At 55.9% G+C, this 16,288-nt stretch carries 14 protein-coding genes; 10 read left to right on the forward strand and 4 right to left on the reverse strand.

Going from position 1 to position 16,288, the window contains the following annotated elements; genetic code table 11:
* Positions 1-150 precede the first annotated feature (150 nt).
* The 9 genes from SIK97_RS18255 (at position 151) to SIK97_RS18295 (ending at position 7,987) form a co-directional block, all read left to right on the forward strand.
* Complete coding sequence (locus tag SIK97_RS18255; protein WP_032751857.1) at positions 151-1,722, forward strand: BglG family transcription antiterminator; 1,572 nt, start codon at positions 151-153, stop codon at positions 1,720-1,722.
* A 10-nt stretch (positions 1,723-1,732) separates the two neighbouring features.
* On the forward strand, positions 1,733-2,203 hold the full coding sequence (locus SIK97_RS18260) for a PTS sugar transporter subunit IIA (protein WP_004126743.1): 471 nt from the start codon (positions 1,733-1,735) through the stop codon (positions 2,201-2,203).
* 21 nt (positions 2,204-2,224) lie between these two features.
* Positions 2,225-2,539, forward strand: a complete 315-nt coding sequence (locus SIK97_RS18265) for a PTS fructose transporter subunit IIB (RefSeq protein ID WP_004126741.1) — start codon at positions 2,225-2,227, stop codon at positions 2,537-2,539.
* Positions 2,540-2,562: 23 nt separating this feature from the next.
* Complete coding sequence (locus tag SIK97_RS18270) at positions 2,563-3,654, forward strand: PTS fructose transporter subunit IIC (protein WP_025107610.1); 1,092 nt, start codon at positions 2,563-2,565, stop codon at positions 3,652-3,654.
* Between the two features lie 11 nt (positions 3,655-3,665).
* Positions 3,666-4,517 (forward strand): class II fructose-bisphosphate aldolase, encoded by an 852-nt coding sequence (locus SIK97_RS18275; protein WP_057174001.1) that lies wholly within the window; start codon positions 3,666-3,668, stop codon positions 4,515-4,517.
* 80 nt (positions 4,518-4,597) lie between these two features.
* Positions 4,598-5,458 (forward strand): ketose-bisphosphate aldolase, encoded by an 861-nt coding sequence (locus tag SIK97_RS18280; RefSeq protein WP_004855534.1) that lies wholly within the window; start codon positions 4,598-4,600, stop codon positions 5,456-5,458.
* 50 nt (positions 5,459-5,508) lie between these two features.
* The gene (locus SIK97_RS18285; RefSeq protein WP_057174000.1) at positions 5,509-6,441 is read left to right on the forward strand and encodes an ROK family protein; all 933 of its coding nucleotides are present in this window, start codon (positions 5,509-5,511) and stop codon (positions 6,439-6,441) included.
* On the forward strand, positions 6,422-7,096 hold the full coding sequence (locus SIK97_RS18290; protein ID WP_057173999.1) for a D-lyxose/D-mannose family sugar isomerase: 675 nt from the start codon (positions 6,422-6,424) through the stop codon (positions 7,094-7,096). Before SIK97_RS18285 ends, SIK97_RS18290 begins: the two co-directional genes overlap by 20 nt.
* A 159-nt stretch (positions 7,097-7,255) precedes the next feature.
* Complete coding sequence (locus tag SIK97_RS18295) at positions 7,256-7,987, forward strand: MurR/RpiR family transcriptional regulator (RefSeq protein ID WP_057173998.1); 732 nt, start codon at positions 7,256-7,258, stop codon at positions 7,985-7,987.
* Between the two features lie 80 nt (positions 7,988-8,067).
* Here the strand turns inward: SIK97_RS18295 and SIK97_RS18300 are convergent, their stop codons facing one another.
* From SIK97_RS18300 to SIK97_RS18315, 4 genes are all read right to left on the reverse strand, one after another.
* Positions 8,068-9,447 (reverse strand): glycoside hydrolase, encoded by a 1,380-nt coding sequence (locus SIK97_RS18300; protein WP_048262757.1) that lies wholly within the window; start codon positions 9,445-9,447, stop codon positions 8,068-8,070.
* 13 nt (positions 9,448-9,460) lie between these two features.
* Positions 9,461-11,020 carry a PTS transporter subunit EIIC gene (locus SIK97_RS18305; protein ID WP_032751722.1) on the reverse strand — a complete coding sequence of 520 codons (1,560 nt, stop codon included), beginning with the start codon at positions 11,018-11,020 and terminating at the stop codon, positions 9,461-9,463.
* Between the two features lie 189 nt (positions 11,021-11,209).
* Entirely contained in the window at positions 11,210-12,925 is a 1,716-nt protein-coding gene (locus tag SIK97_RS18310) for an AsmA family protein (protein ID WP_014227263.1), read from the reverse strand.
* 145 nt (positions 12,926-13,070) lie between these two features.
* Positions 13,071-14,462 carry a nucleobase:cation symporter-2 family protein gene (locus SIK97_RS18315; protein WP_004855527.1) on the reverse strand — a complete coding sequence of 464 codons (1,392 nt, stop codon included), beginning with the start codon at positions 14,460-14,462 and terminating at the stop codon, positions 13,071-13,073.
* A 287-nt stretch (positions 14,463-14,749) separates the two neighbouring features.
* Between SIK97_RS18315 and gltS the strand changes: the two genes are divergently transcribed.
* Positions 14,750-15,952 (forward strand): sodium/glutamate symporter, encoded by a 1,203-nt coding sequence (gene gltS, locus SIK97_RS18320; protein WP_014227262.1) that lies wholly within the window; start codon positions 14,750-14,752, stop codon positions 15,950-15,952.
* The last annotated feature ends 336 nt before the right edge of the window (positions 15,953-16,288 follow it).

The following is a 16,288-nucleotide window of genomic DNA, read 5'->3' on the forward strand; positions in this document are numbered from 1 at the left end:
TCGTTTTATTTCTGTCCGGATGTCTGGACAAAATTTAGTATTGTTGTTTACGCCTCTGCTACTTATATTTATCCTCAATGATTTATGTAGCGCTCGCGTGGTATCGCGCTGGCCTCCAGACATTAATCTGGTATGCAATAAGGGTAAATAATGCAAATGATTACCTCACGACAGAACAGATTATTGAAATTTCTCCTGCCCCGCAGAGAATACGTTACGCTGCTGAAAATTGCTGAATATTTAAATGTGTCAGAAAAAACGGTTCAGCGTGATTTACGCTTTTTAGAACAGTGGTTATCTGAGTGGAAAATGACTATCGACAAACGCTCAGGTACCGGCGTGATGCTGATCGCTGATAATGTCACGGATCTGCTGCAATTAGACCAATTACTCAGTAACGAGGGGGAGGACAGCGATGTCATGATGAATAACTCCCGGCGTGTGAAAATTGCTTCGCAGCTCTTAAGTGAGACTCCGCGGGAGACATCAATTAATAAGCTCTCTGAGCGTTATTTTATCAGTAGTGCATCTATCGTTAATGATCTGAAAATTATTGAGTCATGGATTGCTCCGCTCGGCTTAACGCTGATTCGTAGCCAGAGCGGGACGCATATTGAAGGCAGCGAAAACAGCGTCCGCCAGGCGATGGCGTCGTTAATTAATGGAGTGATTAATCATAATGAGCCCGGCTGTATTATCCATTCCCGGCTGGACTCAGGAAGCTATAAAGCGCTGGTGCATTATTTTGGTGAGGATGACGTTTTATTTGTTCAGTCATTATTACAGGAAATGGAGCGCAAGCTGTGCTGGTCATTAGGCGAACCGTATTATGTGAATATTTTTACCCATATCCTCATTATGATGTATCGCATTACCCGTGGGAATGCCTTACCGCGGCGTGAGCAGGGGCAGCAGATTTTTGATGAGACGATATTTAGCGTTGCCCAGAATATGCTGCGAAAAATTGAACACCGTATTGACCATTCGCTGCCGGAAGATGAAGTCTGGTTTATTTATCAGTACATCATCTCCTCTGGCGTTGTGGTGGAAGAGCGAGATGATGTCAGCATGGTGCGCTATATGCATTCTAGCGATGAGGCCCGACAAATTACCGATCGTCTGATTAGCGCTTTTTCCACCATGATTGATCTCGATTTAACCGCCGATCGCGCGTTATACGATGGCCTGCTCATTCATATCAAGCCGCTCATTAACCGCCTTAATTTTCGGATTTATATTCGTAACCCTCTGCTTGAGGATATCAAGGGCGAGCTGACGGACGTGTGGCCGCTCACCCAGCGGGCGGTCAATCAGGTTTTTAGCCGCTGGGGCGAGCGTGCGGTTTCCGACGACGAGATTGGCTATCTCACCGTTCATTTCCAGGCGGCGATGGAAAGACAGGTCGCCAGCAAGCGAGTTCTGCTGGTTTGTTCTACCGGAATCGGCACATCTCACCTGTTGAAAAGTAGAGTGTTGAGAGCGTTTCCAGACTGGACCATCGTCGGCGTGGTTTCGGCAAGCAGCCTGCATACCCTTCAGCCGCAGGACAAGATTGAACTGGTTATTTCGACGATCAATCTGCCGGAAATAGCTTTGCCGGTAGTCTATGTTAGCGCATTTTTTAATGATGCCGATATCCGACGGGTTACGGAAAAAATCGTTACCGACAAATTACATCGTGCGGCAATATCTGCTGTAGATAATGAAGTTTTATATCCATGAGGTAAAGAATATGGACATAACCAGGATTTTAAACACCAAACGCGTTTTGTTAGATATGCACGCTACGAATAAAGCGGAAGCCATCGAGGAGTTAACCGACTTATTACAAAAAGACGGGGCGATAAGCTGTCGAGAAACCTTTATTCAGGATGTCTGGCAGCGTGAGTCGGAAGGCTCAACGGGGTTTGAAAATCATATTGCGATCCCGCATGGAAAGTCGTCCGCCGTTGTTAATACCACCCTTGCCATTGGTCGCACCCGGCAGGATATCGCCTGGGAAACGCTGGACGGCAGCCAGGTACGCTGCATTATTTTATTTGCCGTTCGTCTGGAAGATCAAAATACCACCCATATTCGCCTGTTGTCCCAGGTCGCCGGAGCGCTGGCGGATGATGACATTATTGAACAACTGCTCAAAGAAACCAGTCCGCAGAGGATTATTGATCTGTTTAACCAATATGCCGAGTCGGACATTTACTAACAATAACTAGCGGAGTCCGAGATGAATATTGTCTGTGTTGCTGCCTGTACCGCAGGTATTGCTCATACTTATATTGCACGTGAGAAGCTGATTAAAGGCGCGAAAGCGCTGGGCCACAATGTCAAAGTCGAAACCCAGGGAACCATTGGTACTGAAAATGAACTGGCGGCGGAAGATATTGACGCTGCGGATGTCGTTATTCTTGCCATTGATGTGAAAATTAAAGGTGAAGAGCGTTTTAAAAATAAACGGATTGTCAGAGTAAAAACGGAAGTCGTGATTAAGTCGCCGATTCAGTTTATCGAAAAGGTCGAAAAATCCTTAGCGAATGCCTGATCCTTAATCTGGAGGGATCTACCATGAGTGAGAATAAAACTCCCGTCTCACAGGAAATTAAGAAGCATTTATTAACCGGTATTTCATGGATGATACCGCTGATCGTCGCCGCCGGGATCTGCATCGCGCTGGGACAAGTCCTTGGCGGGACGAACGTTGGCGAGAAAACCGGCACCATTCCGTGGATGTTAAACCAAATCGGCGGCTGGGGAATGGGGCTGATTGTGCCCTTGATCTGCGCCGCTATCGCTTACTCCATTGCCGATCGTCCTGGATTCGCTCCGGGTTTGATCGTGGGTTTTGTCTGCGGGCAAATTCATACCGGTTTTATTGGCGGCATGCTGGGCGGCTTCCTCGTGGGCTACACGGTACTGGCGCTAAAACACTATATTCGGCTGCCGAAGTCGATGCAGGGGCTGATGCCGATTATGGTGCTGCCGGTATTAAGCACCATCATTAGCGGTTTGCTGATGATGACCCTGATCGGCAAGCCCATTGCCTGGCTGCAGGACGCGCTGATTCACATGCTGGAGTCGATGCAGGGCGGCTCGCGTTTCCTGCTGGGCGCCATCCTTGGCGCCATGGCGACCTTCGACTTCGGCGGTCCGGTGAATAAAACCATGTCGCTGTTTGCCGATGGTCTGCTGGTCAGCGGCGTTTACGGCCCGGAAGCGGTGAAGTTTGTGGGTTCGATAATCCCGCCGTTCGGTATCACCCTCTCGTTCCTGCTGACCCGCCATAAATATACCCGTGCTGAACGCGAAGCCTTGAAGGCCGCGTTCCCGATGGGGATCTGCATGATCACCGAAGGGGTGATCCCCATCGCCGCCCGCGATCTGCTGCGCGTCGTGGGATCCTGCGTGGTGGCGTCAGCGGTGGCCGGTGGCCTGATCATGACCTGGGGCGTGGAGAGTCCGGTGCCGCACGGTGGAATGTTTGTGGTGCCGCTCTTTACGCATCCCCTGCTGTTCTGCCTCTCTCTGGCGATTGGCACCGTGATTTGCGGTGTGATGCTCTCGCTGTGGAAAAAGCCGGTAACCGAGCGCGATGAAGAGTTTGATGAGCTGAACGACCAAAAGGTCAAAGACGACGAAATCACCTTTACCCTCGAATAAACGGAGGCCCTATGTTTGCCGATATGAAAAGTATGGTGATCAAAGCCTGGCGTGAACGGTATGCCCTGCTGGCGATTAACTGCATGAACCTGGAAAGCGCACGCGCGGCGGTGCGCGTGGCGGAAAAACATCGCGCGCCGATTATTCTCAACCTGTATCAGGGGCATCTGTCGCACTTTCCGGCGGCGACGACGGCGGCGGTAGTCAGGGTACTGGCGGAGGAGGCGAGCGTACCCGTGACGTTAAGTCTCGATCACGGCAAAGATCCGATAAAAATACGTCAGGCTTTCCGCGCCGGATTTAGCGGGTTAATGATCGATGCTTCGGCGTTCGCGCTGGCGGAGAACATCCGCCAGACCCGAGAGGTCGCTGAACTGGCCGCCAGCGTTGGGCTGTGCGTGGAGGGCGAACTGGGGCACCTGGCGGATGCGCCGCGCTACGACCAGGCCAGCAATGCCGATTTAATGACCCAGCCGCAGGACGTCCCTCCCTTTATCGAACAGACCGGGATTGACCTGCTGGCGGTCTCCGTAGGAACCGCCCACGGTATGTACGCCCCCGGCGTAAAACCGATGCTCGATTTCGACCGCCTGGCGCAGATACAGCGCGCGTCATCCGTGCCGCTGGCGCTGCACGGCGGGAGCGGTACGCCGTTCGAGCAGCTGCAACGTTGCCCGGAATTCGGGGTCGCAAAAATCAACGTTGGGGCGGCGGTATTTGAAGCGGGGAAAGCGGCGCTGCTGCACACCCTGTGCCACGACAGCACCATTGAGCTGGCCGATGCGCTATCGGTGATGGAGCAGGCCAGCGCTGACGCCATCGTTCCCTATTTACACGCATCCGGCTCAATCAACAAAGCCTGATTAAATCTCAGTAAGGCCTTCCATGCCGGCGCCCGTATGCCCTGGCAGGGCTTACCACACCCTGAAACTGGAGAATAACGATGTTAGTTTCAATGCACGAATTACTTAAACCCACCCGTGAACATGGTTTTGCTATCGGCGCATTTAACGTGGCGGATAGCTGTTTTATTCGCGCCGTGGTGGAAGAGGCGGAAGCGACAAATACGCCGGCGATTATTTCCATTCACCCCAGCGAGCACGATTTTGTGGGCGACGCGTTTTTTAGCTACGTGCGGGATATCACCCAGCGCAGCCGCGTGCCTTTCACCCTGCATCTGGATCATGGCGCCTCGGTGGAACATGTCCTGCGCGCCATTCAGTGTGGCTTCACCTCGGTCATGATCGATGGTTCGCTGCTGCCTTATGAAGAAAACGTGGCCCTGACCCGCGAAGTGGTGCGGCTGGCGCACGCGGTGGGCGTGTCGGTCGAAGGTGAGCTGGGGACCATCGGCCAGACCGGAACCTCTGTGGAAGGCGGCGTGTCAGAAGTCACCTATACCGACCCGGCGCAGGCGGAAGATTTCGTCGCCCGTACTGGCGTGGATACGCTGGCGGTAGCGATTGGCACCGCGCACGGTATCTATCCGAAGGGGATGCAGCCGGAGCTGCAGATGCACATTCTGCGCGATATCGCCGGGCGTCTGTCGATTCCGCTGGTGCTGCACGGCGGCTCGGCTAATCCGGATGCGGAAATTGCGGAATCCGTTACGCTTGGCGTCGGCAAAATCAATATTTCCAGCGATATGAAATATGCCTATTTCCAGAAAGTGCGCGAAATTCTGACAAAAGAGACATGGTGGGATCCGAATGTCATTTATCCGGAACCGATTAACGCCGCGCGGAAGGTGATTCGCCACAAAATGAAGCTCTTTGGCTCTACCGGCAAGGCCAGCCTGTACTAATCCCCCGGCGGGGCGGGGAAACCTGCCTCGCTATGAATAAGGAGGCCGGTATGAAGTATTTGGGGCTGGATATCGGCGGGAGCAAAATCGCCGCCGTAGTGATGGATGAACAAGGCCATGAATGGAGGCGTTTTCGCATTGAAACGCGAAAACAGACCCGGCAGCAGTTTATCGCAACGCTGGTGGCGTTAATCACCGCGATTGGGGATGAGCTGGCTCAGCCTTTGGCTATCGGTATCGCCCTGCCGGGGAGTATTTCCCCGCAGACCGGCAAGATCCGCAATGCCAATATTCAGGTCATCAACGGCTGCCGCTTACAGGATGAGCTTGAGCAGCGCCTGAGCCAGCCGGTTGTGCTGGCGAACGATGGCAACTGTTTCGCGTTATCAGAAGCCTGCGATGGCGCAGGTGCCGATTATTCGCTGGTATTTGGCATGACGCTGGGGACCGGATGCGGGGGCGGTATTGCGCTTAATCGCCAGATTTTCCCCGGCGCGTCAGGGATTGCGGCGGAGTGCGGGCATATCACGCTGCCGGGATATCAGGAGGTCAACGATGGGCCGCCCGAGCGCTGCTACTGCGGAAAATATAACTGCGTCGAGTCCTTTATTTCCGGCACCGGGCTGAGCGCGCGCTATCGTTTGATGACCCGGCAGGCGCTCAGCAGTCAGGCTATTATCGCCCGGGCGCTGGAGGGCGAGCATGCCGCCTGCGAGCAGGTGCTGCGCTTTCGCCAGCAGCTGGCGCGGACGCTGGCGACGGTGGTGAATCTTATCGATCCCGGCGTGATTGTTCTCGGCGGCGGTCTGTCTAACGTAGCGCTGCTGGTGAACGACCTGGAGGCGGATGTCGCCCCGCTGGTGTTTACCGACCATTTCACCACCCCCATCGTGCCTGCCCGACATGGTGACAGTAGCGGCATGCGCGGCGCAGCCTGGCTGGCCGTCCGCAGCGGAGTCGAAAATGAAACGTTCACAGATTAACTACGCGATTGATAAAGCGCATGCTATCGCCGAGTCCTTTCGCATTTGCTTACCCGAGTTTGCCTGCTTTACCGCCGATATCTGGGCGAAAAAGCGGTTTGAAGAGTGGCGAGAAGTTCGGGATCTACAGCTTGGCTGGGATATTACCGATTTTGGCAGCGGCCGTTTTCAGGAAACCGGACTGACGCTGTTGACCCTGCGTAACGGCGCGCCGGGCGATTCGCGCTATCCCAAGCCCTACGCCGAGAAGATGTTGCAGATTCAGCAGGATCAGCAAACCCCCTGGCATTTTCATTATCACAAAATGGAAGATATTCTGAACCGCGGCGGCGGCCGGCTCTGTCTGCAGCTGGCATGGGCGACAGAAGATGAACGGCTGGATATGCAGCGCAGCGTGAGCGTCGCGGTTGATGGCCGCCAGCGCACGCTGAAACCGGGAGAAACCCTGGTTCTTAACCCCGGGCAGGGCGTTTGCCTGCCGCCCACGCTGTACCACCGTTTTTGGGCTGAAAACGCGCTGGTGATGGGCTGGGAAATTTCGATGGTGAACGATGATAAGCGCGACAACCGTTTTCTGGAAGATAGCGGCCGCTTCCCGATGATTCAGGAAGATGAACCGAAAAAATGGTTATTGTGCAGTGAATACGGGCGCTGAAAAGAGATAGACGTTGTCGAATCCACCACCCTCCTTACCGGAGGGTTTTTTTATTCCATTTTGTCTAAAAAAGTAACGTTCATTTCATTCTGGTGATTGATGCCACAGACGCCAGCGCCGCCGGGTGATAGCGTAGTTTAGCGCTGAGAGGAGCCCGGTATGGATTTAGAAAACATCTTTCGTGACGTTAAGCTAAGCAAAACGGAAATGACCGTGCTGCGTTTTATTCAGAACGATCCTGAGCAATGCGTTCGCGAAGGGATCCGCGCCGTGGCGGAGCACTGTTATAGCAATCCCTCTTCGCTGGTACGCCTGGCGAAGAAGCTGAAATTCAGCGGCTGGCTGGAGCTGGTCTATTTTATTAAATTCAATATCACTATGCCCAAACTCGATGTGACCAACGACATCGATTATATGAGCATTCAGCCGGTGGAGCGGATAACGCCGTTGCTGGAAAGCCTGCAACATCACCGCATTTTGATTCACGGCAGCGGCTTTTCGCAGCTGATCGCCCAGTATATTTATAATAAATTTTTGGTGACCGGGGTGAATGCCAGCCTCGCGCTGTGGCCGGATTACGAAATCCTCGAGCAGAAGAACGCCGCCAAATTTGATTCGATCTGGATTATTTCCAAATCCGGACGCAGCAGTTCGGCGCTGAACTGGGTGAAGGCGCTGGAAGGGAAAGAGATTAACCTGGTCTGCTTTACCGGCGATTATCAAAGCCCGCTGGCGCAGGCGGCGGATACGGCGTTTATCATCTATGATCCGCAGAAGTTCGATGATGATATTTACTGGAGTAACCCCTTTTTTGGCTACTGCATACTCGGCTTTGAGCGGCTGCTGAAGATGTGGTTTGTGCAGACGGGGATCCCCGGAGGCGGCGCCTGAGGCGCCTGTCCGGGCTACCGGCTGCGATCCGGTAGCCCGGATAAGGCGTTAGCCGCCATCCGGGGGATTTCACCGGGCGTTTATTGCCAGTCGGCGAACTGCTTATCGTCGAGATAGGCTTCAACCAGCGTTTTTGCCAGCGAATAAGAGCCGATCAGCGGATGCGCCATCAGCGCCCGTACCGCCAGCGATTTATCGCGCTGCAGAATGGCCGCCACCGCCAGCCGCTCATACTCTTTCACGCTGGCGATCATATTCTTCTGCGCCGTCGGCACATGCTTCGGCGTCACCGGCTTCAGGCCCTCTTTGCTCAGGTCGCAGCTGATCTCAATCACATCGTCCGGGCGCAGGAAGTCCAGCGTGCCGTTGTTGGGCATCGATACCACGATGCGCTTGGTGGTGGTGCTGTTGACCGCCTCCAGAATATCCAGCGCCACGCCCGCGTAGCCGCCGGTATCCGGCTCCTCGATAAACTGCTTTAAGGTCAACGGCTCGCGGGTATGGAATTTTTCCTGCTGCGACTCGTTCTGCATATAGCTATTTTCCCGGCGCAGATAGTGCTTCATCCAGATGGTAAACGCCGCTTCCGGGTTGGCTTTGACATCAACGGTCAGCAGCGCTTCGCGCATATCGTGATTGATGCGGGCAATTTGCTCGCCGCGGGTTTCCGGCGCGTTCTGAATCGCTTTCAAAGCCACTTCGCGATAGTAGTAGTAGTAAAGATATTCATTAAGCAGCTGCTTATCGCATAGCTGAACCAGCTCCGGCGAAAAGTACTGCATCGCCGTCTTGCGATACAGGTCCGGGCTGGCGATCAGGCGCTCGGTGACATCCTCGCCGCGCACGGTGAAATGGGTAAACCAGGAGAAGTGGTTCAGCCCGTAGCACTCGACGCCGAGATCGCGCTCGTCGCAGCCGAGGATCTCGGGCAGCTCGCGAATCAGCTCCGACGGGGCATCGCAGATGCCGTACACCCGACGCTTAAAGCCGGATTTGATAATCGCCTCGGTGACCAGCCCTGACGGGTTGGTGAAGTTAAACAGAATGGCATCTTCGGCGGCGTGCTCTTCAATCAGGCGGCAGTAGTGAAGAATCGCCGGAATGGAACGCATCGCCATGGCGAAACCGCCCGCGCCGGTGGTCTCCTGGCCCAGCGTGTTGTGCGCCAGGGCGATACGCTCGTCGCGGATCCGGCTCTCATCGCCGCCCACCCGCAGGGTGGTTATCACATAGTGGCTATTTTTTAGCGCCGGCACCGGGTCGCTGGTTACGCTGAAATGAATATCCGGGCGAATGGCATTAAACACATAGCGGGCGATCTCGCCGAATATTGTCAGATTCTCCGCGGAGCTGTCGAGAAAGACCACTTCCGTTAAACCAATGCGATGCGCGTTATATGCCAGAGATTTTGCCAGAAACGCAGAGCGAACGCCGCCCCCGCCTAATACGGTTAATTTCATAAATCACTCCCAATTAATTTTCTGCTAGCCAGCTATCAACCCGGGAACGAACCTGTCCCACTTTGACGCCGTAAATAACCTGAACTTCATTTCGATTTCGTACTACGCCGTTTGCGCCGGTGCTTTTTAATATCGAATCGTCAACCAGATCCATATTATGAATAGCGACGCGCAGGCGGGTAAAACAGTTGTCGACGGAAATAATGTTCTCTTTACCACCCAGACCATTAATAATCTCGTTGGTCACCGACTGCGGTTCGCCCATTTTTTTTCGGTAATCAGCTTTGCTATATAACTTCACATTTTCATCGTCTTCACGACCCGGCGTTTTAAGATTCAACTTAACGACCAGCGTGCGGAAGATAACGTAGTAAACGGCGAACTGACCAATCCCGATAAGCACGTAGCCGGGCCAGCGGGTCAGGGAGACCGGCAGCGGCAGGTTGTAAATCAGGAACTCAATCAGCCCGGAAGCGCCCCAGGGACGCACGGTAAAGATGTCGCAAATCGCCTGCGAGGCCGCGGTTAACGTGGCGTGGATCACCCACAGCAGCGGCGAAACGAACAGGAAGGTAAACTCAATCGGCTCGGTGATGCCGGTGAGCATAGAGGTGATAATGGCCGGTAGCAGAATCGCTTTGGCCATCATTTTTTTCTCCGGTTTCGCCGTGTGGTAGAACGCCAGCGAGGCGCCGGCCAGGCCGAAGATAGTGGTCATCCCCTGCTGCGAGAAACGCAGCGCCTCGTTCATCACCGGGGTTAAATCCGGGTGGCGCATATAGGCGAGGAAAATCGCCTGGGTGCCGGAGACGACCTGGCCGTCGACGTTCAGCGTACCGCCGATTTGCGTGAGCTGGAACGGCGACCAGACGAAGTGGTGCAGGCCGGTGGGGATGAGGAATTTTTCAAAGAAGCCGTAGACGAAGACCCCCGCCACGCCGGCGTTTTTCATAAAGCCGGTCAGCGCCGCGATGCCGTGGGTCATAAACGGCCAGATCCAGGTAAAGGCGATGGCGTAGAAAATGACGACCGGGGTCATCGCCACCAGCGTCAGCTTGGCTCCGCCGTACATGGAAAGCGCGCCGGGTAGTTCAATCGTCGACACTTTGTTATGCACCCAGGCGATGGTGCAGCCGAGAATAATCCCGAGGAAGACCCCCATATCGACTACCACAAACCCCAGCAGCTGAGTCTGCCCGGTACCGTAATATTCGCCGTTAATTTTTTCCGCGAGTCCGTGGGTATGCTCCAGCCACGAGTGGTTGGCGCCAAGAAACATGATAAAACACATCACCGACACCAGCGCCACTTCGGTTTTTTTATCTTTTGCCAGGCCATAGCTGATGCCGACGCAAAAAAGTAATCCCAGATTGCCGAATAAAGGCCAGAAGGTATCGCCGAGCAGCTGGCCGAGCTGGTGTAAAAAGCTGGTCTCCGAAATTAATGTTGGGTTGGTTAAGACTGAACTGAGTGCCAAAATTAAGCCGATGACCGGCAAGAACAATACTGCACCGATCATTGCTCTGGAGAATTTTTGCATATTCTCCAGAATACGTTGACGTATTACAGACATGGTCGTTCCTTTATTTTTGTAGGTTCAGGGACTTTAATTATTTTTTTAACTTCCAGTATTTTTGTTATAGCAAGTCCGCTATTTGAAAGGAACAGGTTGCGGGAAATAGGTACAAACAGCCGCTTAATGGCAACAGGTTTCGCGAAGGGAACAGGCCCCTCTCCCGTGGGGGGAGAGGGAGAGGAGAAGTCAGGGAGTCGTTGTCGCCGGCGCTGAAGGGGGCTGGGTGCTGGTGACCTCCCCGTTGCGCATCACCTGCGCCACCTGCTGTTTCTCCATATTTATCGCGCTCAGCTGGCCGTTGACGGTCGGCTTCAGCGGCGCATCCGCCAGCACGCTGCCGGTCGCCGTCAGCTGAAGGTTACCGTCGCCGGAAACCGGCAGCGCGGGCCATCCCCAGGCCTGCAAAATATTCAGCGGCACGCCGCGACCGTTGAGGCTCAGGTTGACCAGGCGCTGCGGGAGCTGCGACACCGCCGCGGTGGCTTGCAGGATCCCTCGCTCGGTAAAGGCGCTGAGCTCGTTAACGTTTACCGTGGAGGCATTGGCGCTCAGCTTCAGCGACGGGCGGCGGACATCAATACGATTAAAGGTCGCGGCGGCGGCGTTCAGCGTCGCGCTACCGCTCCACACGCCCCAGCTGCGGTTTTTCACCAGCTGCAGCTCGCCGCCGTAGCCGTCGAGCGCGGTGATTTGCCACGGGAACGCCGGTTCAATATCGATAATCAGGTTGCGGCTGGCGCTGAACTTTCTCAGCGTCAGGCTTTGCAGCCAGTCGGGCAGCGGCGCCATCCACAGCTGCTTCCAGTTGGTTGGCAGCGTATATTCCAGCCCGGCGAACGCCGCGTCATCCAGCACCAGCGCATGGCCGGCGCGCAGCCAGTTGCCGGACGTGCGCACCATGCCGCCCTCCCAGCGTGAGGTGAACTGGCGCAACGCGATGCCCTGCGGCGAGAATCCGGCGTTAAGGATCGGGTCGAGGAAGTGCAGCGAGCCGTAAATAAATTCGTTAGCGTTCATCGACAGCGTACCCTCCTGGCTTTGCCAGTCGCCGCGGCTCAGGGTGAGGTTGCGCAGGTTAAGATCGAGGCCGGCGATCGCCCAGTCAGGCCCCTGCAGGCTGGCGTCGGTCACATCAAGGCGGCCAATCTGTAGTGACGGCAGGGTGGTCAGCGGCGCGAAAAAGTCGGCGAGTGATTTATCGCTTTGCAGGCGAATCTCGTTGAGCCGCAAATTATCGACCTGCCAGCCGCCGTCGGCGCTGCGTTTCGCCGTGCCGGTGAGCGTACCGCGGGCGACGTCCGCGCCAATGGTCGAGAGGGACACTTCGCCGTTATCAATATTCCCCTGAATCAGCACGTTGCTGGCTTCAATACCGTTGAGCGTCATCGACCCGGCGCTCATCTGAATCTGCGTTTTCTTGCCGAGCACGTTGCCCGCTTCCGGCGCCCACGGGCTGACGCCGCCGGTGACGCGCTGCGCGCTCAGATCCCAGTCGCTCTCCGGGCTGTTGAACGCCATATTGCGCAACTGGAGACGGTCGGCGGCGAATGGCAGCGCCGCGGAAGAAGGGGAGAAGTTCAGCGTGCCGTCGCTGAGGACGATTTCGTCAGCATGCAGCGGGTCGCTAAACTGGCGGCTGCTAAACCCGATATCCACCGTTTGCGCCACCAGCGTGGCGGGTTTGCCGTCGCGTCCGAGGGTGACGTTTTGCAGCTGCAGGTGCAGTGGCGAGGAGAAATTATGGTCCATCTTGTTGAAAGAGACCTTCCAGCCGGTACCGTCGCTTAGCCAGGCGCTGGCCTGGCGCCCGCCCCACTGGGTTTGCAGCAGGAAGTAAGCGGCAATAATCACCACCAGCAGGGCAATCAGCAGCCAGAGAATCAGCTTTCTGAGAAATTTCATGGTCTTCGATCCTGAGCGAGGCACATAAGGCTGTTATGCCCGAATTATGCGCAATCCTCAAGACAGGAATTGTGTAATGAGATGATGTGAGGTTGATGATGCTGACGCTCCGGCCAGCATCGCGTGGCCGGAGCGTCAGAAAGGATCAGTTTTTCTCTGGCGGGAAAATCAGATTCAGAATAATCGCCGTGATGCCGCCAGCAGCGATGCCGGAGGAGAGCAGATTCTTCAGCCAGTCAGGGGCGAACTGCAGGATCAGCGGCTGCTGGGAAACGCCGAGGCCGACGGCCAGCGACAGGGCGATAATCAGGATCGCGCGGCGGTTCAGCGGCTCGCGGGAGACGATACGCACGCCGGAGGCGGCAATGGTGCCGAACATCACCAGCGTCGCGCCGCCGAGCACCGGCTCAGGAATATGCTGCACGAAGCCGCTTACCGCCGGGAACAGACCGAGTACGATCAGCATCAGCGCGACCACGAAACCGACATAGCGGCTGGCGACGCCGGTCAGCTGTATCACGCCGTTGTTCTGGCCAAAGCAGGAGTTCGGGAAGGTGTTGAATACCGCCGAAACAAACGAGTTCAGACCGTTGGCCAGCACGCCGCCCTTCAGACGCTTCATATATAGCGGGCCGGAAACCGGCTGCTCGGAGACGTCAGAGGTGGCGGTAATATCGCCGATGGTTTCCAGCGAGGTAATCATAAACACCAGCATCAGCGGCAGCAGCAGATTCCAGTCGATGCCCAGCCCGTAGTACAGCGGCGTGGGTACCATAATCAGGCTGCTTTCCGTCGGCGCGGTATTGGCCGGCAGCATATCGAGTAGCCATGCCGCCAGGTAGCCGGCCGCCATCGCGATAACCAGCGAAGCGATGCGCAGGTACGGGTTGCGCTGGCGGTTAAGGATAATAATCAGCGCCAGCACGATCCCTGCCAGCAGCAGGTTTTTTGGCGCGCCGAAGGTGTGGTCGGCCATGGCGGCATAGCCGCCGCCGATGGAGGTCAGACCAACCTGAATCAGCGACAGGCCGATAATCATCACCACCACACCGGAGACCAGCGGGGTAATAATGCGGCGGGCGAGATGCAGAACGCGGGAGAGAACCATCTCTGTGCAGCTGGCCAGCATCAGGGTGCCGAACAGCGCGGCCATCATGGTCGGAACATCGGCGCCGCCGGTTTTCAAGGCGGTCCCGCCCATAATCAGCGGCGCGACGAAGTTAAAACTGGTGCCCTGAATCGAGAGCAGACCAGACCCCACCGGGCCCCAGGCTTTAATTTGAATGATGGAGGCCACGCCGGAGGCGAACAGGGACATGCTGATGATGTGTTGCGTATCCTGAGCCGGAAGGCCCAGAGCCTGGCAAATTAACAGCGCCGGAGTGATGACCGCGACAAACATCGCCAGCAGGTGCTGGAAAGCGGCGAACAGGGTTTGCGGTAGCGGCGGGCGGTCTTCAAGGCGGTAGATTAATTCGCTGGTTTGCTTATGCGCAACCGGTTGCGCATTTTCTGATTCTGCGGTGTTAACGGACATCACAACAATCCCAAAGGTGGCAAAGCGGGGATTTTATCGGACTGTAGACCAAAAGCAAACGTTTGCCACTCTTTAGCGGCAAATATTTAAGCAGGGAATAAGTGTCAAATATTTATTAACATTTTGTATGCTTGATCGCATCATTATCCCTACAAAATATCTTTTCCTGTCCTTTTTTCCGTACTTCTGCTTAAAATCCCTTCCCGATTACTCATGATGAGAAGCAATCGACACCGGGAATACCGTCGCGTGTGAATGGATCATGCGCCTATAAGGAGCTCTTTTTTATGTTTCATCTCGATACCTTATCGACGCTCGTTGCCGCAACACTCGTGTTGCTACTGGGTAGAAAACTCGTTCAAACCGTCCCTTTCCTGAAGAAATACACCATTCCTGAACCCGTTGCGGGCGGCCTGCTGGTCGCGCTGGCGCTGCTGGTATTAAAGAAAAGCATGGATATCGAAATCGATTTCGATATGAGCCTCAAAGATCCGCTGATGCTGGCTTTCTTTGCCACTATCGGCCTGAACGCCAACCTCGCCAGCCTGCGCTCCGGCGGCAAAGTGCTGGGGACGTTCCTGATTGTGGTGGTGGGGCTGCTGCTGCTGCAAAACGCGCTCGGAATCGGCATGGCGAAGCTGCTTGGCCTCGACCCGCTGATGGGGCTGCTGGCCGGTTCGATTACCCTTTCCGGCGGCCACGGTACCGGCGCGGCGTGGAGTAAATTGTTTGTTGAACGCTATGGCTTTGCCAACGCTACCGAAGTGGCCATGGCTTGCGCAACCTTCGGCCTCGTCCTGGGCGGCCTGATCGGCGGACCGGTGGCGCGCTATCTGGTTAAGCACTCTTCCTCCCCGGACGGTACGCCGGACGATCAGCTCGCGCCGACCGCGTTTGAAAAGCCGGATATGGGGCGCATGATCACATCGCTGGTGCTGATTGAGAGCATCGCGCTGATCGCCATCTGTTTGACGGTAGGGAAGATCGTTGCGCAACTGCTGGCGGGAACCGTATTTGAACTGCCCACCTTCGTTTGCGTGCTGTTTATCGGCGTGATCCTGAGCAATAGCCTGTCGGCGCTGGGCCTGTACCGCGTGTTCGACCGCGCGGTGTCGGTGCTGGGTAACGTCAGCCTGTCGCTATTCCTGGCGATGGCCCTGATGAGCCTGAAGCTGTGGGAGCTGGCGTCGCTGGCGCTGCCGATGATTATTATTCTGGCGGTTCAGGCAGTGGCTATGGCGCTGTATGCGGTGTTTGTAACCTACCGGATGATGGGCAAAAACTACGATGCCGCGGTGCTGGCAGCCGGCCACTGTGGTTTCGGCCTCGGCGCGACGCCGACGGCGATTGCCAACATGCAGGCGATTACCGACCGTTTCGGTCCGTCGCACATGGCGTTTCTGGTGGTGCCGATGGTGGGCGCGTTCTTTATCGATATCGTTAACGCGCTGGTGATTAAGCTCTATCTGCTGCTGCCGGTATTTGGCTGATAAAAAACCGGAGGCGATGCGCTACAGGGTTGTGCGGTCTGCGGGCTGTGTAGCCCGGCTAAGGCGTTTACGCCGCAACCCGGGGATACCCCGGGATTTATACATCGACGCGGTTGCCCCCCGGCTCGCGCTGCGCTTAGCCGGGCTACGGGGTGTGCAGTCTGCGGGCGGTAGCCCGGGTAAGGCGTTTACGCCGCAACCCGGGGATACCCCGGGATATATATATCGACGCGGTTTCTCCCCGGCTCGCGCTGCGCTTAGCCGGGCTACGGGGTTGTGCGGTCTGCGGGCGGTAGCCCGGGTAAGGCGTTTACGCCGCAACCCGGGGATACCCCG

Source organism: Klebsiella sp. JN_Kp126 (genome assembly GCF_033843325.1).
Classification (GTDB): Bacteria; Pseudomonadota; Gammaproteobacteria; order Enterobacterales; family Enterobacteriaceae; genus Klebsiella; species Klebsiella michiganensis.

Excerpts from the sequence above, each read along its gene's own strand:
- SIK97_RS18260 (WP_004126743.1), top strand. The coding sequence starts at position 1,733 with ATGGACATAACCAGGATTTTAAACACCAAACGCGTTTTGTTAGATATG.
- SIK97_RS18290 (WP_057173999.1), top strand. The coding sequence starts at position 6,422 with ATGAAACGTTCACAGATTAACTACGCGATTGATAAAGCGCATGCTATC.
- SIK97_RS18285 (WP_057174000.1), top strand. The coding sequence starts at position 5,509 with ATGAAGTATTTGGGGCTGGATATCGGCGGGAGCAAAATCGCCGCCGTA.
- SIK97_RS18270 (WP_025107610.1), top strand. The coding sequence starts at position 2,563 with ATGAGTGAGAATAAAACTCCCGTCTCACAGGAAATTAAGAAGCATTTA.
- SIK97_RS18310 (WP_014227263.1), bottom strand. The coding sequence starts at position 12,925 with ATGAAATTTCTCAGAAAGCTGATTCTCTGGCTGCTGATTGCCCTGCTG.
- SIK97_RS18275 (WP_057174001.1), top strand. The coding sequence starts at position 3,666 with ATGTTTGCCGATATGAAAAGTATGGTGATCAAAGCCTGGCGTGAACGG.
- SIK97_RS18280 (WP_004855534.1), top strand. The coding sequence starts at position 4,598 with ATGTTAGTTTCAATGCACGAATTACTTAAACCCACCCGTGAACATGGT.
- SIK97_RS18305 (WP_032751722.1), bottom strand. The coding sequence starts at position 11,020 with ATGTCTGTAATACGTCAACGTATTCTGGAGAATATGCAAAAATTCTCC.
- SIK97_RS18255 (WP_032751857.1), top strand. The coding sequence starts at position 151 with ATGCAAATGATTACCTCACGACAGAACAGATTATTGAAATTTCTCCTG.
- SIK97_RS18315 (WP_004855527.1), bottom strand. The coding sequence starts at position 14,462 with ATGTCCGTTAACACCGCAGAATCAGAAAATGCGCAACCGGTTGCGCAT.
- gltS (WP_014227262.1), top strand. The coding sequence starts at position 14,750 with ATGTTTCATCTCGATACCTTATCGACGCTCGTTGCCGCAACACTCGTG.
- SIK97_RS18295 (WP_057173998.1), top strand. The coding sequence starts at position 7,256 with ATGGATTTAGAAAACATCTTTCGTGACGTTAAGCTAAGCAAAACGGAA.
- SIK97_RS18300 (WP_048262757.1), bottom strand. The coding sequence starts at position 9,447 with ATGAAATTAACCGTATTAGGCGGGGGCGGCGTTCGCTCTGCGTTTCTG.
- SIK97_RS18265 (WP_004126741.1), top strand. The coding sequence starts at position 2,225 with ATGAATATTGTCTGTGTTGCTGCCTGTACCGCAGGTATTGCTCATACT.